The sequence below is a fragment of the Nocardia sp. NPDC058519 genome (genome assembly GCF_042719755.1).
Classification (GTDB): Bacteria; Actinomycetota; Actinomycetes; order Mycobacteriales; family Mycobacteriaceae; genus Nocardia.
This window is the reverse complement of sequence record NZ_JBHXNK010000002.1, coordinates 209,081-225,986: the sequence shown is the minus strand read 5'-3', so window position 1 is coordinate 225,986 and position 16,906 is coordinate 209,081. Positions and strand designations below refer to the sequence as shown.

At 67.1% G+C, this 16,906-nt stretch carries 18 protein-coding genes; 12 read left to right on the top strand and 6 right to left on the bottom strand.

Annotated features, from left to right (window positions below; all coding sequences use genetic code 11):
• Positions 1-20 precede the first annotated feature (20 nt).
• The 5 genes from ACFWPK_RS03445 to ACFWPK_RS03425 all read right to left on the bottom strand — a co-directional run bounded on the left by ACFWPK_RS03445 (position 21) and on the right by ACFWPK_RS03425 (position 5,506).
• Positions 21-992 carry a heme A synthase gene (locus ACFWPK_RS03445; protein WP_378912950.1) on the bottom strand — a complete coding sequence of 324 codons (972 nt, stop codon included), beginning with the start codon at positions 990-992 and terminating at the stop codon, positions 21-23.
• Between the two features lie 68 nt (positions 993-1,060).
• Positions 1,061-1,843 (bottom strand): ABC transporter permease, encoded by a 783-nt coding sequence (locus ACFWPK_RS03440; protein WP_378912949.1) that lies wholly within the window; start codon positions 1,841-1,843, stop codon positions 1,061-1,063.
• The gene (locus ACFWPK_RS03435) at positions 1,840-2,772 is read right to left on the bottom strand and encodes an ABC transporter ATP-binding protein (protein ID WP_378912948.1); all 933 of its coding nucleotides are present in this window, start codon (positions 2,770-2,772) and stop codon (positions 1,840-1,842) included. Before ACFWPK_RS03435 ends, ACFWPK_RS03440 begins: the two co-directional genes overlap by 4 nt.
• Positions 2,769-4,487: a polyprenol phosphomannose-dependent alpha 1,6 mannosyltransferase MptB gene (gene mptB, locus ACFWPK_RS03430; protein ID WP_378912947.1), complete on the bottom strand. Its 1,719-nt coding sequence runs from the start codon at positions 4,485-4,487 to the stop codon at positions 2,769-2,771. Before mptB ends, ACFWPK_RS03435 begins: the two co-directional genes overlap by 4 nt.
• 68 nt (positions 4,488-4,555) lie before the next feature.
• Positions 4,556-5,506, bottom strand: a complete 951-nt coding sequence (locus ACFWPK_RS03425; RefSeq protein ID WP_378912946.1) for a rhomboid family intramembrane serine protease — start codon at positions 5,504-5,506, stop codon at positions 4,556-4,558.
• Positions 5,507-5,839: 333 nt separating this feature from the next.
• Here ACFWPK_RS03425 and ACFWPK_RS03420 point away from each other — a divergent pair, with 333 nt between their 5' ends.
• The 9 genes from ACFWPK_RS03420 (at position 5,840) to ACFWPK_RS03380 (ending at position 13,398) form a co-directional block, all read left to right on the top strand.
• Positions 5,840-6,625 (top strand): helix-turn-helix transcriptional regulator, encoded by a 786-nt coding sequence (locus ACFWPK_RS03420; protein WP_378913149.1) that lies wholly within the window; start codon positions 5,840-5,842, stop codon positions 6,623-6,625.
• Entirely contained in the window at positions 6,622-8,058 is a 1,437-nt protein-coding gene (sufB, locus tag ACFWPK_RS03415) for a Fe-S cluster assembly protein SufB (protein ID WP_378912945.1), read from the top strand. The genes ACFWPK_RS03420 and sufB overlap by 4 nt, the downstream gene beginning before the upstream one ends.
• A complete protein-coding gene (gene sufD, locus ACFWPK_RS03410) occupies positions 8,058-9,236 on the top strand; it encodes a Fe-S cluster assembly protein SufD (RefSeq protein ID WP_378912944.1) in 1,179 nt (392 codons plus the stop codon). Before sufB ends, sufD begins: the two co-directional genes overlap by 1 nt.
• A 32-nt stretch (positions 9,237-9,268) precedes the next feature.
• On the top strand, positions 9,269-10,036 hold the full coding sequence (gene sufC, locus ACFWPK_RS03405) for a Fe-S cluster assembly ATPase SufC (RefSeq protein ID WP_067452582.1): 768 nt from the start codon (positions 9,269-9,271) through the stop codon (positions 10,034-10,036).
• A gap of 1 nt (position 10,037) precedes the next feature.
• Positions 10,038-11,291, top strand: a complete 1,254-nt coding sequence (locus ACFWPK_RS03400; protein WP_378912943.1) for a cysteine desulfurase — start codon at positions 10,038-10,040, stop codon at positions 11,289-11,291.
• 3 nt (positions 11,292-11,294) lie between these two features.
• Positions 11,295-11,777 carry a Fe-S cluster assembly sulfur transfer protein SufU gene (sufU, locus tag ACFWPK_RS03395; RefSeq protein ID WP_056810385.1) on the top strand — a complete coding sequence of 161 codons (483 nt, stop codon included), beginning with the start codon at positions 11,295-11,297 and terminating at the stop codon, positions 11,775-11,777.
• On the top strand, positions 11,774-12,181 hold the full coding sequence (locus ACFWPK_RS03390; RefSeq protein ID WP_378912942.1) for a metal-sulfur cluster assembly factor: 408 nt from the start codon (positions 11,774-11,776) through the stop codon (positions 12,179-12,181). Before sufU ends, ACFWPK_RS03390 begins: the two co-directional genes overlap by 4 nt.
• 177 nt (positions 12,182-12,358) lie before the next feature.
• Positions 12,359-12,787, top strand: coding sequence for a DUF4189 domain-containing protein (locus tag ACFWPK_RS03385; protein ID WP_378912941.1), 429 nt, complete (start codon positions 12,359-12,361; stop codon positions 12,785-12,787).
• A gap of 176 nt (positions 12,788-12,963) precedes the next feature.
• Complete coding sequence (locus ACFWPK_RS03380) at positions 12,964-13,398, top strand: DUF4189 domain-containing protein (RefSeq protein ID WP_378912940.1); 435 nt, start codon at positions 12,964-12,966, stop codon at positions 13,396-13,398.
• A gap of 95 nt (positions 13,399-13,493) precedes the next feature.
• Here ACFWPK_RS03380 and ACFWPK_RS03375 read toward each other — a convergent pair whose 3' ends face one another.
• The gene (locus tag ACFWPK_RS03375; protein WP_378912939.1) at positions 13,494-14,039 is read right to left on the bottom strand and encodes a TetR/AcrR family transcriptional regulator; all 546 of its coding nucleotides are present in this window, start codon (positions 14,037-14,039) and stop codon (positions 13,494-13,496) included.
• Positions 14,040-14,273: 234 nt separating this feature from the next.
• Between ACFWPK_RS03375 and ACFWPK_RS03370 the strand changes: the two genes are divergently transcribed.
• The 3 genes from ACFWPK_RS03370 to ACFWPK_RS03360 all read left to right on the top strand — a co-directional run bounded on the left by ACFWPK_RS03370 (position 14,274) and on the right by ACFWPK_RS03360 (position 16,797).
• Positions 14,274-15,563, top strand: a complete 1,290-nt coding sequence (locus ACFWPK_RS03370; RefSeq protein WP_378912938.1) for a PucR family transcriptional regulator — start codon at positions 14,274-14,276, stop codon at positions 15,561-15,563.
• A gap of 43 nt (positions 15,564-15,606) precedes the next feature.
• Entirely contained in the window at positions 15,607-16,161 is a 555-nt protein-coding gene (locus ACFWPK_RS03365; RefSeq protein ID WP_378912937.1) for an NADAR family protein, read from the top strand.
• Positions 16,162-16,326: 165 nt separating this feature from the next.
• Complete coding sequence (locus tag ACFWPK_RS03360) at positions 16,327-16,797, top strand: DUF4189 domain-containing protein (RefSeq protein WP_378912936.1); 471 nt, start codon at positions 16,327-16,329, stop codon at positions 16,795-16,797.
• The last annotated feature ends 109 nt before the right edge of the window (positions 16,798-16,906 follow it).

Genomic DNA, 16,906 nt, shown 5'->3' with positions numbered 1-16,906 from the left:
GTTCGAGGGTTGCCGGAACCTCAGTGCACGGAAGTCTGTGACAACGCGGGCGCGTCGATCTTCTCGCGGGTACGCAGCGATGCCCACAGCGCGGCGGTCGCCGCGGTACAGGCCGCGGCCCCGCCCACGTGGATGGCAACGAGCGCGGCGGGCACATCGGTGAAGTACTGGACGATGCCGACGAGCGCCTGCGCCAGCACCAGCCCGAGCAGCACGAACAACCGCTTGCGGATGGCCGCCGACATGCCGACGGCGTACAGCCCGAAGGCGAGTCCGATCAGCAGCGCCAGGTAGCCGATCAGCAACTGCGAGTGCAGGTGCACCAGCGTGACGATCTCGACTTCCAGCCGCTCGACCTGTCGCTCGATGCTCTTGTCGCCGGCATGGGGCCCGGCCGCGGTGACCAGGGTGCCCGCGATGAGTACCCCCGCGAGCGCCACGCCCGACAGCGCGGTGAGCCAGCGCAGGGGGGCGGGCACCTGGACGGTCTCGATGCCGTCGTCGGGTTCGCTGATCTTCGCGTACAGCACCACCGCGAGCCACACCATCACCATCGAGGCGAGCAGGTGCACAGCCACGGTCCACCACAGCAGACCGGTGCGCACGGTGATCCCGCCGATGATCGCCTGCACGACGGTGCCGCCGGGCATCAGCCAGGCGTAGACCAGAACTTCCTTGCGCCTGCGCGCCCGGACGACGGCCAGCACGATCAACGCCGCGCACAGTGTCACCACGAAGGTGAGCAGCCGATTGCCGAACTCCACGGTCTGGTGCAGGACCGGCACTTCCGATACCCCGATCGGGGTGAAGCTGCCGGGGAAGCACTGCGGCCAGGTCGGGCAGCCGAGCCCGGAGGCGGTGACGCGCACGATGGCGCCGGTCACCGAGATTCCCGCCTGGCTGAGGATCACCGCGATGGCGATGAGCCGCTGCACCCGCAGCGAGGGGAGCGGCAGCCGGTCGACGAGGCCAACGAAGGCGCGATACAGCACGTCAGGAATGGTACCGGCCGGGAATTCGGCGCTGATACCAGGGCTACTACAGTGCGTCGTTGGTCACGTCAGCTGAACCGGAACAGCCGGGTCGCGAGCCACCCGCACACCACGCCCCACGCCGCGAGCACCGCCACCCCGAACCAGTCGATCGATCCCGACAGGGCCGTGTCCAGCGCATAAGCCAGCGCACCGGACGGGATGAGCCGCGCGAGCACGCTCAGCGCGGTGGGCAGGGTATCGCCGACGAGTACCAGGCTGGCGATGCCGAGCATGATGAACCACAAGATATTGGCCAGCGCGAGCACGATCTCGGCTTTGAGCGTGCCGCCGAGCAGCAGCCCCATCGCCGCGAAGGTGGCCGTGCCGAGCGCGATCACCAGCGCGCCGAGGGCGAGTCCGCCGATGCCGGGCCGCCACCCCAGCGCGACGCCGATCGCCCCGAGCAGCATCGCCTGCAGCACCACCACGATCAGCACGGCAGCGCACTTGCCCGCGATCACACCCCAGCGGGGCAGCGGCGTCGCGCCGAGCCGTTTGAGGGCGCCGTAGCGGCGGTCGAAGCCGACGGCGATGGCCTGGCCGGTGAACGCGGTCGACATCACCGCGGTCATCATCACCATCGGCACGATCCGGTCCACCCGGTGCTCGCCGAGGTCGCCGAACGGCAACAGGGAGAGCCCGATGAGCAGGGTGATCGGGATGAACATGGTGAGCAGCAACTGTTCGCCGTTGCGCAACAACAGTTTCAGCTCGAGCCCGGTCTGCGCCGTGAGCATCGTGGTCCGCGTGGCGGGACGCGGATCGGGTGTGAAGGTGCCGGGCAGGAAACGGCTGGTGGTCTCGCTCATCCGCGCAGGTCCCGTCCGGTCAGTTCGAGGAAAACGTCTTCGAGGCGGCGCTGGTCGATGCGGATGTCGGTGGCCAGCACGTCCATCCTGGCGCACCAGGCGGTGACGGTGGCCAGCACCTGCGGATTGATCTCGCCCTCGACGAGGTAGGTGCCCGGCGTGGTCTCACGCGGCGAAAAGCCTTCCGGGAGAGCCGATGTCAGCAGGTTCAGGTCGAGTTTCGGCGGTGCGCAGAACCTCAGCTGGCCGGCCGCGCCGTGGGCGGTGACCTCGGCGGGAGTGCCCTGGGCGACGATCTGCCCGTGATCGATGATGACGAGATGATCGGCGAGCTGTTCGGCCTCGTCCATCATGTGCGTGGTGAGCACGACGCTCACGCCGTCGCGGCGCAGCGCGTCGATGAGTTCCCAGACGATCAGCCTCGCCTGGGCGTCGAGCCCGGCGGTCGGTTCGTCGAGGAACACGATCTCGGGCTTGCCGACGAGCGCGCAGGCGAGCGCGAGCCGCTGCTGCTGGCCGCCGGACAGGCGTCGATACGGTGTGCGGCGATTGTCCTGCAAGCCCAGCGTCGACAGCAGCCAGTCCGGGTCGATGGGATCGGCGGAGTAGGCGGCGACCAGGTCGAGCATCTCGCCGGCGCGGGCACCGGGGTAGGCGCCGCCGCCCTGGAGCATCACGCCGATGCGCGGACGCAACTGCTCGGAGTCGGCGATCGGGTCGAGGCCGAGGACGCGAACGGTGCCGGCGTCCGGGCGCACGAAGCCTTCGCACATCTCGACGGTGGTGGTCTTGCCCGCGCCGTTGGGGCCGAGCAGAGCGAACACCTGGGCGGGCTCTACGTCGAACCGGAGACCGTCCACTGCGGTGGTCTCGCCATAGCGCTTGACCACACCGTCGACGCTAACGGCGGGTCCAGGGCGACTTGTCACGATGTCACACGGTAAGGCGTGCCCTCCTGTGACGGAGCCGACACCCCCGCCTGCGACCGCCAGGGCAGGGTGTGCCGGGTGAGCGCGAAGAACAGCGCGAAGCACACGACGGCCGCCAGCGCGGCGCCGATGATCTGGAAAACCTGGAACTCCGCACCGCGCGGCATCACCAACATCGACACCACCGCCGAGAACGCGACCGCGGGCACGCGGAACACCGGCTGGGTGGCCCATGCCGCCAGCGGCACGATCGCCCAGAGCAGGTACCAGGGCTGTACCACCGGGAACAACAGCACGATCGCCGCCAGCGAGACGCCGAGCGCGCCCACAGGATGCAATCGGCCCATCCCGGTGGCGACGAGCATGCGAACCGTGATGAAGGCCGCCACCGCACCCGCGATCGGGCGGGTGATCGACAACAGCGCGGTCGTGTGGTCACCCAGGCCGAGCAGCACGCCGCCGAATCCGGTGACGATCCCGATGATGGTCGGCAGCGACATCCAGCTCCGCACGGCGTTGGCGACGCTGAGCGTGTGGATCCAGCCGAAGCCGAGCCCGCTGGCGAAGCCGATGAAAAGTGTTGCCGCCCCGGCGATCACGCCCAGCAAGACCGCGGCCTTGACGACCGCTTTGAAGGTGCCGCCCCAGCGTCTGGCCAGTGCCATGCCCACGAATCCGAGCGCGATGATGGAGGTGAGCTTGATCGATGACGACAAGGTGATCACCACCGCGCCACTGATCAGCAACCCGTAGGCGCGAGCGTCGAAAGGTGGCAGATTCGTGCCCGTCAGCCGGTCGGGTTTGCCGCCTTCGCCGTAGATCGCGCGCAGCATCAGCTCCATCCCGGCCAGCATCAGGCCGAGCATCAGCGCGTCGTTGTGCACGCCGCCGACCAGGTGGAACAGCACCAGCGGATTGGCCGCACCGAGCCACAGCGCACTCACCGGCGCCACCCCGCAGCGCACCGACAACCGCGGCAGCGCCCACACGATCAGTGCGACCCCGGCCAGCGCCAGCAACCGGTGCACCCACACCCCGGCGATGATGTTGTCCCCGGTCAGCTCCGCGATACCGCGGCCGATCCACAGGAACAGCGGACCGTACGGCGCGGGCGTATCACGCCAGATCGTCGGCACATTGTTGGTGAGCACATTGTCGATCCCGAGTCCGGCGACCGGCCCTTCGGAATACGGGTCGATCCCGCGGGCGGCGATCTCGCTCTGTGCCAGATAGGAATAGACGTCGTTGCTGAACATCGGCGGCGCCACCGACAGCGGGATGATCCACAGCAGCAGGGTGCGATCCAGTTGCGAGCGGGTCAGACGGTGCAAGGGTGATCCCGCGAGACCACCGATCGCGAACCGCCCAAGCAGCAACCACGCACCGATCACCAGCGCGGTGCCGAACATGCACATCGCGAGCGACCCGGTGTGGGCTCGCGCGAAGATGCCCAGCACCCGCACGCCCGAGACCGGGTTCTGATGCACCGGCTGGGCGCCGATCCCCAGCGCCGCGATCGCCATGAGCACCGTGCCGGTCGCGCCCATGAGCCGGATCCGGTCCAGTTGCGCGCGTTCGCGCGTGTCGAGCCCGGGGACCTCGGTCTCGTCGCGATGCAGCACCGCGACGGTGTGATCGGGCGTCGACACGTCGAGCCCGAGAGCTCGCCGCCCGAACGCCAGTGTCTTGCGCGCCGCGCCCTCCAGTACCGCCACGAGCTCAGAGCCTAGTGGGCACAGGCGCCACCGCGTTCCTCAGTTGTCTCGCGCATGGTCGCGGCGAACTACCTCGGTGCTTCGACAGGGGTGGGCGCGCTCACGGCAGGCGGTCCGACGAACACCGGCTCCGAGCGCAGCGAGAGCACGGCGGCGATGATCACGGCCACGCAGATCACCGCGACCGCGCCGAGCGCCGCCCAGCCGATGCGCTGCGCGGACCCCTGATCACGGGCCGACAGCCAGCCGGGCACGAACAGGATGCCGAGCGCGCTCAACGTGCCCGCGGCCAGACCGCCGAGGTGGCCCCACAGCGAGATCCCCGGGATCGAGAAACTGATCAGCACGTTCACACCGATGACCACCAGCATCGGCGTCGGGCTCTGCCGCAACCGGATCAGTGTCACCGTGACAGCGCCGAACAGGCCGTACACCGCGCCGGAGGCACCGGCAGTCGCGGTCACCGAGTCCGACAGCGCCATCACCGCCGCCGACCCACCCAGCAGCGAGACCAGATAGACGCACCCGTACCTGACCCGGCCGAGCACCTGCTCGAGGTCGCGACCGACGACATAGAGCGCGAACATGTTGACCAGCAGATGGATCGCGCCGTAATGCAGGAACCCCGACCCGAGCAGCCGCCACCACTCGCCGTCGGCCACCAGCAGCGGGACCAGGACGAACTCGCGGAACACCGACGATCCGCGATAGTTGTCCATCGGACTTCCGGCCTGCGCCGCGGTGATCACATAGACCAGCACATTGACCGCGATCAACCCGTAGGTCACATAGGGAACGGCCCCGCCCTGGCGTGCCCCGCTGACGGTCCGTACCGGCCGCACGTCCTGCTGCCCCTGCCGCACGCAGTCGACGCAGTGCTGCCCGACCGACGCCGGGCGCAGGCAGTCGGGACAGGCGGGCCGCCCGCATCGCGTGCACGCGAGTCCGGTAGGCCGATCAGGATGACGGACACACGTTGGTGTGAGCGGGTTCGACACCCTGCCATCGTGCCAGACCACGGCCCCCGACCGCCTCGTTCGCCACGGCGGACCCGGACAGTCGATCGCGACGCTGTGGTGCGGATATCGCCCGCGAGCAACGCTGCGAGAGCGTGCTGACGCACTGCCCGGCGCCGGGCGTGGCCGCTCGGGCCGCCGGGTGGTCGCGGTCGAAGACCTGTGCGATGGGTCACCTCGCGGAGCCTCGGCGATCGGTCCGCAGGGGCCGCACCTGGGGTTTTATCGGGCAGGGGAGTGACCCGATGATCTTCGTCGCAGGTCAGGGCACCCTTTGTCAGGTGACCCTTATTAGATTTAGGGAAGCAATTCCGCCACACTGGTGTTGTGAAAACCGTGGGTTTGCGGACAGACGTGGGAAGTGACGGTCGCAAGACGACCGGCGCTCGGTCGTCTGCTGTTCCCGCGGCAGCCGCACACGAGGGGCAGACCAGGGCGGCCATCGTCCAGCTGCTGCTCGAGCAGGGGCCGATCACCGCGACGGCGATCGGCACCGAACTCGGTCTCGCGCCCGCCGGGGTGCGCAGACACCTCGACGCGCTCATCGACGCGGGCCAGGCTCGGGCGAGCCGCTCGGCGCCGTGGCAGCAGAAGGGTCGTGGCAGGCCGGCCAAGCAATACCAGCTCACCGCGGCGGGCCGGGGCAATCTCGGTCACGCCTACGACGATCTGGCCGGGGCGGCGATTCGCCAGCTCGGTGAGATCGGTGGCGACGCCGCGATCGCCGAATTCGCGCGCAAGCGGGTTCGCGTGATCGTCGACGGCATCGAGCCCGTCGCCGACCACACCGCACCGGTGATCGAAGCCAAGGTCGAGGAGATCGCGGAAGCGTTCGCCGAGGCCGGTTTCGCCGCCACCACCCGTCAGGTCGGCACCGGTGTGCAGATCTGTCAGCACCACTGCCCGGTGGCTCACGTCGCCGAGGAGTTCCCGCAGTTGTGCGCCGCCGAATTGGACGCTTTCCGCGACCTGCTCGGCACCCACGTGCAGCGACTTGCGACCATCGCCAACGGCGATTGCGCCTGCACCACCCACGTACCGCTGGTCGCGGTGCCGAAGATCCCATCCGCCGCACAGCCCGCGGCGGGACGAACGAACGACTCCGGAAGGAGTGCCGAATGACGACCCCTACCGACCAGGTGCAACCGCTCACCCAGGACGAAACCATCGCCTCGCTGGGCACCTACGGTTACGGCTGGTCCGACTCCGATGTGGCCGGCGCCAGTGCGCAACGTGGCCTGTCGGAGGCCGTCGTCCGCGACATCTCGGCGAAGAAGAGCGAAGAGGAGTGGATGCTCGACGTGCGCCTCAAGGCGCTGCGCATCTTCGATCGCAAGCCCATGCCGAACTGGGGTTCCAACCTCGACGGCATCGACTTCGACAACATCAAGTACTTCGTGCGCTCGAGCGAGAAGCAGGCCGAGAGCTGGGAAGACCTGCCCGAGGACATCAAGAACACCTACGACAAGCTGGGCATCCCGGAAGCGGAGAAGCAGCGTCTGGTCTCCGGTGTCGCGGCGCAGTACGAGTCCGAGGTCGTCTACCACTCCATCCGCGAGGACCTGGAGTCCCAGGGCGTCATCTTCCTTGACACCGATACGGCGTTGAAGGAGCACCCGGAGATCTTCCACAAGTACTTCGGTTCGGTCATCCCCGCCGGTGACAACAAGTTCTCCGCGCTCAACACCGCCGTCTGGTCGGGTGGCTCGTTCATCTACGTGCCGCCGGGCGTGCACGTCGACATCCCGCTGCAGGCCTACTTCCGGATCAATACCGAGAACATGGGCCAGTTCGAGCGGACACTGATCATCGTCGACGAGGACGCCTACGTCCACTACGTCGAGGGTTGTACAGCCCCGATCTACAAGTCCGACTCGCTGCACTCCGCGGTCGTCGAGATCATCGTGAAGAAGGGCGGCCGCTGCCGCTACACGACCATCCAGAACTGGTCGAACAACGTCTACAACCTGGTCACCAAGCGGGCCAAGGCAGAGGCGGGCGCCACCATGGAGTGGGTCGACGGCAACATCGGCTCCAAGGTCACCATGAAGTACCCGGCGGTCTGGATGACCGGCGAGCACGCGCACGGCGAGGTCCTCTCGGTCGCGTTCGCGGGCCCCGGCCAGCACCAGGACACCGGCGCCAAGATGCTGCACCTGGCCCCGCACACCTCCTCGACCATCGTGTCGAAGTCGGTGGCGCGTGGTGGCGGTCGCGCGTCCTACCGCGGTCTGGTCCAGATCAACAAGGGTGCCAACGGTTCCAAGTCGACCGTGAAGTGCGACGCGCTGCTGGTCGACACGATCAGCCGCTCCGACACCTACCCCTACGTCGACATCCGCGAGGACGACGTGACGATGGGTCACGAGGCGACCGTCTCGAAGGTCTCCGAGGAGCAGCTGTTCTACCTGATGAGCCGCGGCCTCACCGAGGACGAGGCGATGGCGATGGTGGTGCGCGGCTTCGTGGAGCCGATCGCCAAGGAATTGCCGATGGAATACGCATTGGAACTGAACCGGCTCATCGAGCTGCAGATGGAAGGGGCCGTGGGCTGATGTCGACGCTCGAGACGCCGACCCAGAACCCTGGCGCGGGCGCCGCGGTCAACAAGGGCGAGGTCTTCACCTCGTTCGACGTCGACCAGTTCGAGGTTCCGTCGGGTCGCGACGAGGCGTGGCGGTTCACCCCGCTGCGCCGGCTGCGCGGCCTGCACGACGGCACCGCCGTTGCCGACGGTGTAGCCACCGTCGAGGTGAGTGAGGTCGCCGGGGTCACCGTGGAAACGGTGGGCCGCACCGACTCTCGCCTCGGCCAGGCCGGTACCCCCGCGGACCGTGTTGCCGCCCAGGCCTATTCGGGCTTCGAATCGGCGACCGTGATCACCGTCGGCCCGGAAACCGAAGTCTCGGACCCGGTCACCGTCACCATCACCGGTCCCGGTGAGGGCAAGACCGCCTACGGGCACCTGCAGGTGCGCCTGGACAACTTCGCCGTCGCCACCGTGGTCATCGACCAGCGCGGCAGCGGAACCTTCGCCGAGAACGTCGAATTCGTGCTCGGTGACAGCGCCAAGCTCACCGTCGTCGCGGTCCAGGAATGGAACGAAGACGCCGTGCACGTCACCGCGCATCACCTGAAGCTGGGCCGTGACGCGAACCTGCGCCACGTGTCGGCGACGCTCGGCGGTGACCTGGTCCGCCTGTCCGGCACCGTGCGCTACGCCGGTCCCGGTGGCGAAGCGGAGCTGTTCGGCCTGTACTTCGCCGACGCGGGACAGCATTTCGAGCAGCGTCTGCTGGTCGATCACGCCGAGCCCAACTGCAAGTCCAATGTGCTGTACAAGGGTGCGCTGCAGGGCGATCCCGCCTCGGACAAGGGCGACGCTCGCACGGTCTGGATCGGCGACGTGCTGATCCGCGCGGCCGCCGAGGGCACCGACACCTACGAGGCGAACCGCAACCTGGTGCTCACCGACGGCGCGCGCGCCGACTCGGTGCCGAACCTGGAGATCGAGACCGGCGAGATCGCCGGCGCCGGACACGCGAGTGCCACCGGCCGTTTCGATGACGAGCAGCTGTTCTACCTGCGCGCTCGCGGCATTCCCGAAGACGTCGCCCGCCGCCTGGTGGTGCGTGGCTTCTTCTTCGAGATCATCCAGAAGGTCACGGTCCCCGAGGTCCGGGAGCGGCTCGAGGCGGCCATCGAGGCCGAACTCGCCACTGTCGGTATCTGACTCACCTACTTCCCACGAAGGATTCGAATTCGATGACCACCTTGGAAATCAAGGACCTGCACGCCGAGATCACCACCCCCGAGGGTGAATCGAAGCAGATCCTCAACGGCGTGAACCTCACCGTGAAGTCCGGCGAGACGCACGCCATCATGGGCCCCAACGGCTCGGGCAAGTCCACGCTCTCCTATGTGATCGCTGGCCACCCGAAGTACACCGTCACCCAGGGCACCATCACCCTCGACGGTGAGAACGTGCTCGACATGTCGGTCGACGAGCGCGCCCGCGCCGGCCTGTTCCTGGCCATGCAGTACCCGGTCGAGGTCCCCGGCGTCTCGATGTCGAACTTCCTTCGCACCGCCGCCACCGCCGTGCGCGGCGAGGCCCCCAAGCTGCGCACCTGGGTCAAGGAGGTGAAGGAGTCGATGAAGGAACTCGACATCGACTCGGCCTTCGCCGACCGCTCGGTGAACGAGGGCTTCTCCGGTGGCGAGAAGAAGCGTCACGAGGTGCTGCAGCTGGGTCTGCTCAAGCCGAAGATCGCGATCCTCGACGAGACCGACTCCGGCCTCGACGTCGACGCGCTGCGCATCGTCTCCGAGGGCGTGAACCGCTACAAGGAGCGCGAAGAGGGCGGCGTGCTGCTGATCACGCACTACACCCGCATCCTGCGCTACATCAAGCCCGACTTCGTGCACGTGTTCGTCAACGGCAAGATCGTCGCCGAGGGTGGCTCCGAGCTGGCCGAGGAACTCGACGCGAACGGCTACGAGCGCTTCACGTCCGCGACCGCTGGAGCCTGACATGACCGCTACGGTGCCAGCCCTCGACGTGGCCCGGATCCGGGCCGACTTCCCGATCCTGCACCGCACGGTGCGGGACGGGAAACCGTTGGTGTACCTGGATTCCGGTGCCACCTCGCAGCGTCCGCTGCAGGTGCTGGACGCCGAGCGCGAGTTCTTGCTCACCCGGAACTCCGCCGTGCACCGCGGTGCGCATCAGCTGGCGGAGGAGGCGACCGACTCCTACGAACAGGCGCGCGCCGATATCGCCCGCTTCGTCGGCGCGGATCCCGGCGAGATCGTGTTCACCAAGAACGCGACCGAGTCGCTGAACCTGGTGGCCAACGCGTTCGGTGACGACCGGTTCCCCTACAAGGTCGGCCCCGGCGACGAGATCGTCATCACCGAGCTCGAACACCACGCGAATCTCGTTCCGTGGCAGGAGCTCGCGCGTCGTACCGGTGCCACGCTCAAGTGGTACGGCATCACCGACGACGGCCGCATCGACCTGGATTCGCTCGAACTGTCGCCCGCGACAAAGGTTCTCGCGTTCAGCCATCAGTCGAACGTGACCGGCGCGGTGGCTCCGGTGGACGAATTGATCCGCCGCGCGAAGGCAGTCGGCGCGCTCGTCGTGCTCGACGCCTGCCAGTCGGTGCCGCACATGGCGGTGGACTTCCACGAGCTCGGGGTGGACTTCGCCGCGTTCTCCGGCCACAAGATGCTGGGCCCGATGGGCGTGGGCGGACTGTACGGCCGCCGTGCGCTGCTGGAGCAGACGCCGCCGTTCATCACCGGTGGGTCGATGATCGAGACCGTCACCATGGAGAAGACCACCTACGCGCCGCCGCCGCAGCGCTTCGAGGCGGGCACGCCGATGACCTCGCAGGTGGTCGGGCTGGCCGCCGCGGTGCGTTATCTCGAGGACCTCGGCATGGACGCGGTCGCGGCGCACGAGCACGCGCTCACCGGTGCCGCGCTCGACGGTCTGTCCGGCATCGACGGTGTGCGGATCATCGGGCCCGCCGAGAACGTCGATCGTGGTGGCGCGGTGTCGTTCGTGGTCGACGGGATCCACGCCCACGACGTGGGCCAGATCCTCGACGACGAGGGTGTCGCCATCCGCGTCGGGCACCACTGCGCCTGGCCGCTGCACCGCAAGTTCGGTATCGCCGCCACCGCGCGTGCCTCGTTCGCCGTCTACAACACCCTCGACGAGGTCGACGCACTGGTCGCGGCCGTGCGGAAGGCCAAGACCTTCTTCGGAGTTGCCTAGATCATGCGTATGGAGCAGATGTACCAGGAAGTGATCCTGGATCACTACAAGCACCCGCACCACCGCGGGCTGCGGGAACCGTTCGGTGCGCAGGTGCACCACGTGAACCCGACCTGCGGTGACGAAGTGACGATGCGTGTGCAGATCGACGACGCCGGTGAGGTCGCCGACGTCTCCTACGATGGTCAGGGCTGCTCGATCAGCCAGGCCGCCACCTCGATCCTCACCGATCAGGTGATCGGGCTGCCGGTGCAGCAGGCGCTGAAGGTGGTCGACTCGTTCAGCGAGATGATCTCCAGCCGCGGCACCGTCGAAGGTGACGAGGACATGATCGGCGACGGCATCGCCCTCGCCGGTGTGAGCAAGTACCCGGCGCGGGTCAAGTGCGCGCTGCTCGGGTGGATGGCGTTCAAAGACGCTGTCGTGCAGATCAGTTCGGCCGAGGAAACCAAGGCACCGATGGGAAATGGGGAGTCTGCCACATGAGTGAGAGCACCGATACCGCACAGATCCCGGAAGCCGCTGAGGCCGTCGAGGCGGAAAAAGCCGTCGAGGTCGAGCTGACGGCCGAGCAGATCCAGCACATCGAAGACCTCGAAGAGGCGATGCGCGACGTCGTCGACCCCGAACTCGGCATCAATGTCGTCGACCTCGGCCTGGTCTACGGCCTGTCCGTCGACGACGCGAACATCTGCACCCTCGACATGACGCTCACCTCGGCGGCCTGTCCGCTGACCGACGTCATCGAAGACCAGTCCCGCAACGCGCTGGTGCGCAGCGGCCTGGTCGAGGACCTCAAGATCAACTGGGTCTGGATGCCCCCGTGGGGCCCGGACAAGATCACCGACGACGGCCGCGAACAGCTGCGCGCCCTCGGCTTCACGGTGTAGCACCGCGCTTTTCGGGCCCGGATCCTGTATGGATCCGGGCCCTTTCATGTTCTGGCGGTATTGCATTGACCGGTCGCGATGTGACCTTGCGCGGTGCGGTTGGCTATCACCGGACGTTCGATGATGATCTTAAAGGTTCCGGACTTCCGGAACAGCTTTCACGAGGAGTACTTTCGAATGAGTTTCATGGGCAAGGTCGGCTTCGCCGTCGCGGCGTCGGTTCTGGCGGCCGGGTCTCTGCTGGGTGCCGGTTCGGCGAATGCGGCCGGCGACAAGTGGGGCGCGATGGCCGTAGACGGTAACTGGGACAATGTTGGTCGTTCGATCAACTATCCGACGCGTGCCGAGGCCGAAGCCGCTGCGTTGGAAGAGTGCGCCGCGGATGGTTGCTACGTGGAGGTCACCTGGGCGAACGGGTGCCTGGCCTTGGTGGACAACGATGAGTTCTTCGCCTGGGGCAAGGGATCGACCCGCGCCGAGGCGGAGCGGGAGGCCTACCTCGCGCTGACCGAGGGCACCCCGCAGAACCTGCTCGTCAACGTCGGCTCGTCGCAGCTGGCCGGCGGTCGCGTGATCGACACGCTCTGCACCGACAACGCGGGCTGATCCGCACGGCGATTTTCGGGCCCGGATCCTGCAAGGATCCGGGCCCATCTTTATGACGGTTATGTGTCGAGGAGCCGCGGTGTGATGTTTACCGTTCCGGTTGGCTGCCAACGGCATTCGATGATGATCTTGACGGTTCCGGATTTCCGGAACAGTTTCAAGAGGAGATCTTTCGAATGAGTTTCATGGGTAAGGTCGGCTTCGCCGCGGCGGCGTCGGTTCTTGCGGCCGGGTCGGTGCTGGGTGCCGGTGCGGCGGACGCCGCGAACAACAAGTGGGCCGCGATCGCGTTCAGCTCGGAGCAGTGGGAAAGCTGGAGCACAAGGGACTGGCCCACCGAGGAGGAGGCGACCTCCAAGGTGCTGCAGGACTGCGGCATGGAGGACTGCCGGATCCTGACCTCGTGGGCCAATGGCTGCGGGGCGTTGGTGTGGAACGACCAAGGCTGGGTCGCCGCCGCGTCAGGACCTACCCGCAGCGAAGCGGTGCGAAAGGCTATCGACAGGCTGTCCGATGGTGTTCCGATCGCACGACTGGCGAACTTCGGGTCATCGGACTTCAGCGGCACGAAGGTCGTCGATGTGTTCTGCACATCGAACGTGCGCGGCTGACGCGAGCGGCGAGCCGCACGGCGAACGCCCGCTGATCATCGCACGGTGAACGGGCCCGAATCCTCTCGAAGGATTCGGGCCCGTTTCGTTGTGTACTAGGCGTTTTCGGCCGCGGAGACCGCGTCGATCCAGGCGCTGATCATGTCGGCGGTGCCGGCGATGATGGCCTCGAGTTCGACGTCGTCCAACTCGACCGAACGCAACGCCGTGGCGAAACCGGCGTTGAGTACGACGAAGGCCATCACGTCGATGTCGACATGCTTGATCGGGCCGATGATCTGGAGGAGGTAGAGCTTGATGAGCATCCGCAGTCGGGGTTCGAATTCGGGGATACCGCTGCCGTAGAACTGCAGATCGGCGACCAGGGCCCGCACGAGCGGCCCGTTCGTGACGAGGATGTCCACGGCCGAGCGGATCAGGTCGATCACGGCATCACGGGGGGATTGGTTCGCGCTCGCACTCAGCAGCTGGCTGTAGCGCTCCTCTACCTGCAGAAACAGGCTGTCGTTGAGTTCTTTGACGATCTCGTCGCGGTCGCTGAAATATCGGTAGAGCGTACCGATGCTCATGCCCGCTTCGGTCGCGATCCGATTCGTCGAGGTATTGCCGATCCCACGGGTGCCGAAAAGATGAGCGGACACCGTGAGAATACGTGTTCTGGTTTCCTTCGCCCGGTCTTGCTTGGGACGTTTGCGCTGCTTATCGGCTTGCGGGGGCATTTTCGGACCTCGACGGAAAGAAGAGTAGAAGGTGAGCTGTCGCTCACCCTACAGTCATGATCACAGAGAAACCGAAGTGTCGGTCATCACCTGGACCAACACGACGGAGGCACAACCACTACCGGCGGCGCCGGGGTGTAGAAGGAGGAGTCGACGATGACGATCTCACTGGACGAGACGGCCCTGTGGCAGCCCTTGCGTGATGTGCGGACGATGACCAGCCGATTGGTCGGCCATTTCGTCGACAATGTCGCGACCTGCCGGACACTCCCCGGCGATGCGATCGCCGGCGACGTCACCTCGGTCACCAGGATGTGTCTGGAAATCGTCGGCGGAATGCTGGACGGCCGCGACGAGGAGGTGAAACTGAACCGGCTCGCGGTGGCCGCGGCGGGCTGGGCGCGCGAAGGCGTGCCGATCGAGACGATCCTGCACGCCTTCCATGAGGGTTTCCGGCTCTCCTTCGACGCGGTCTACGACGAGGTGGCCGACGCCGACCGCGCGAGCCTGATCCACGGCTTCCGCCGGGTCGTCGAGATCTCGGACCTGTTGTGTACCACCGTGACGCGTTCCTATATCCGCGAGCACCGCGAGGCCGTCGGTGAACATCACACGGCCGTGCACACGCTCACTTCGGCGCTACTGGCCGGTCAGTCGACCGTCACCATGGCACGCGAGGTCGGCATCACCGTCTCCGACGCGTATTCGGTACTCGCGCTGTCGATCGGGGCGCATCCCGACGAGCGCGATCCACGCGTGAACGGGGCCGTGGTGGCCCGGCGCAAACTGCGCCGGGTGCAAACGGCGTTGGCGCACAGGTGCGGTGAACAGGTGCTTGCACTGCTGTCGGTCGACGGTGGCACCCTGCTGATCCCGGCCGATCTGCTGGCCGACGAGCAACTCGACGCACTGGTCGAGGCGTTGTCGCGGGCCGCGCACGTCGACATCACGGCAGCCCTGGTGCCCGCGACCACCGACGAGATCCCCGACGCGGCCCAGCGTGCCCACGAACTCCTGGACATGGTGGAACGTCTCGACAGCGCCCCCGGTCTCTACCGCTTCGGCGACCTGGCCTTGGAATACCAGCTCACCCGCCCCGGCCCCGGCCGCGCCCGGCTCGGCGAACTGCTCGCCCCGCTCGACAACCACCCCGAGCTCTACGAAACCCTGCGCGTGCACATCGCCAACAACATGAACCGCCAGCGCACCGCGCGCCTGCTGCACATCCACACCAACACCGTCGACTACCGCCTGCGCCGAGTAGCCCAGCTCACCGGCCTCGACCCGGCCCAATCCTCGGGCCTGTGGCAACTGCGCTCCTCGATGATCGCCCGCAGCTTCCACACCGGCCGCGGCACCCAACCCACCGTCATCGCCGCCCCCGGAATCCCCCGCCGCGCCACCCCCCACCCCTACCTCGACCTGAACAGCATCCGCTCGGCCTGACCAACCCAACCTATGGTTATATAGACCAAAACTAGGAGGGGTGATGGCTGTCGAATCTGTGGAGCAGCTGTGCCAGGCGATCGCGCAGGGTGCTTCGCCGAAGTATCTGGCGTTCTGGGGGCATAGCCCACGTCGGGACGGAACCATCGGGTCGAGCAGCCTGAGTCAGTGGTGGCCCGCGACATTCGTTGTCGACGGTGTGGAATTCGCCAGTGCCGAGCACTACATGATGTGGCGTAAGGCGATGCTGTTCGAGGATCCGGCGACCGCGGCGAAGGTCCTCGGTGCCGGCCATCCGAGCCAGGCGAAGAAGCTCGGTCGGCAGATCCGCGACTTCGACGAGAACGTGTGGGAGCGTGCGCGGTTCGACATCGTGGTCGCGGGGAGTGTGGCCAAGTTCGGGCAGGACGACGCACTGCGGAGATATCTGGTCGGTACCGGCTCACGAGTGATCGTCGAAGCCAGTCCGGTGGACCGGATCTGGGGGATCGGGTTGGCCGCCGACGATCCGGGTGCGTTGAATCCTGTGCGGTGGCGGGGACTCAACCTGCTGGGGTTCGCGTTGATGCGGGCACGGGATGAACTGGTTCGCCGATAGGTGGGTTGCTGGGCGCCGTTACTTGTCGGAGGGTGTTGTTAGTCTGTGGCGGACGGGCGGTTCGGGAGGAATCGGGCGTTCATGATGGGTCGGCTTCGAGGCGCGGAGTCGGTATTTCGACGGGGAGAATCTCTGATGTCTGTTGTGGGCAAATATGCCCTTGGTGTGGCTGCAGTCTCCGCGGTGGCGGCGTTCACCGTGGTGAGCGCGGGGCCTGCTTCCGCGGGGGCCAGTGGGGTGGCGATCGCCGAGGTGCCGGGGTACACCGCTGTGTCGCGCGATGGTGGATTCCAGGCCGCGGCGGGCGATCTCTATGGGGCGCTGGCGTTGTCGGCGGGCCACGCTGTGGTGGCCTCGGCGGTGAACTACGGAAGCTGGGCGGCGGCGACCCAGGCCGCGCTCGACGAGTGCGGTGTGCGGGACTGCCAGGTCGTCGTCGGGTTCCGCAATGCCTGCGGTGCGGTGGCGCAGGGCGCGGACTACCGCTTCGGCTGGGCGTGGGATCACTCCCTGGCCGCGGCCGAGCGCTCCGCGGTGGATGTGCTCGGCATCAGTGCGGCACCGTTTCCTGATCCGGGTTCGGCGTCGCCGCGTGCGGCAAGCGTCATCCTGTCGGCGTGCACTGCGAACATCTAGACAGATCCAGTAGTGGGGGGGGGGGGGGGGGGCCGGGGGCCCCCCCGCGTAATAGGGGCGGCCCCGATAGGTGGGGGGGGCGGGGGGAGGAGATAACAACGAGAGCACA

Coding starts and splice junctions, on each gene's coding strand:
- ACFWPK_RS03440 (WP_378912949.1), bottom strand. CDS start 1,843: ATGAGCGAGACCACCAGCCGTTTCCTGCCCGGCACCTTCACACCCGAT.
- sufB (WP_378912945.1), top strand. CDS start 6,622: ATGACGACCCCTACCGACCAGGTGCAACCGCTCACCCAGGACGAAACC.
- sufD (WP_378912944.1), top strand. CDS start 8,058: ATGTCGACGCTCGAGACGCCGACCCAGAACCCTGGCGCGGGCGCCGCG.
- sufC (WP_067452582.1), top strand. CDS start 9,269: ATGACCACCTTGGAAATCAAGGACCTGCACGCCGAGATCACCACCCCC.
- ACFWPK_RS03400 (WP_378912943.1), top strand. CDS start 10,038: ATGACCGCTACGGTGCCAGCCCTCGACGTGGCCCGGATCCGGGCCGAC.
- sufU (WP_056810385.1), top strand. CDS start 11,295: ATGCGTATGGAGCAGATGTACCAGGAAGTGATCCTGGATCACTACAAG.
- ACFWPK_RS03390 (WP_378912942.1), top strand. CDS start 11,774: ATGAGTGAGAGCACCGATACCGCACAGATCCCGGAAGCCGCTGAGGCC.
- ACFWPK_RS03385 (WP_378912941.1), top strand. CDS start 12,359: ATGAGTTTCATGGGCAAGGTCGGCTTCGCCGTCGCGGCGTCGGTTCTG.
- ACFWPK_RS03380 (WP_378912940.1), top strand. CDS start 12,964: ATGAGTTTCATGGGTAAGGTCGGCTTCGCCGCGGCGGCGTCGGTTCTT.
- ACFWPK_RS03370 (WP_378912938.1), top strand. CDS start 14,274: ATGACGATCTCACTGGACGAGACGGCCCTGTGGCAGCCCTTGCGTGAT.
- ACFWPK_RS03365 (WP_378912937.1), top strand. CDS start 15,607: ATGGCTGTCGAATCTGTGGAGCAGCTGTGCCAGGCGATCGCGCAGGGT.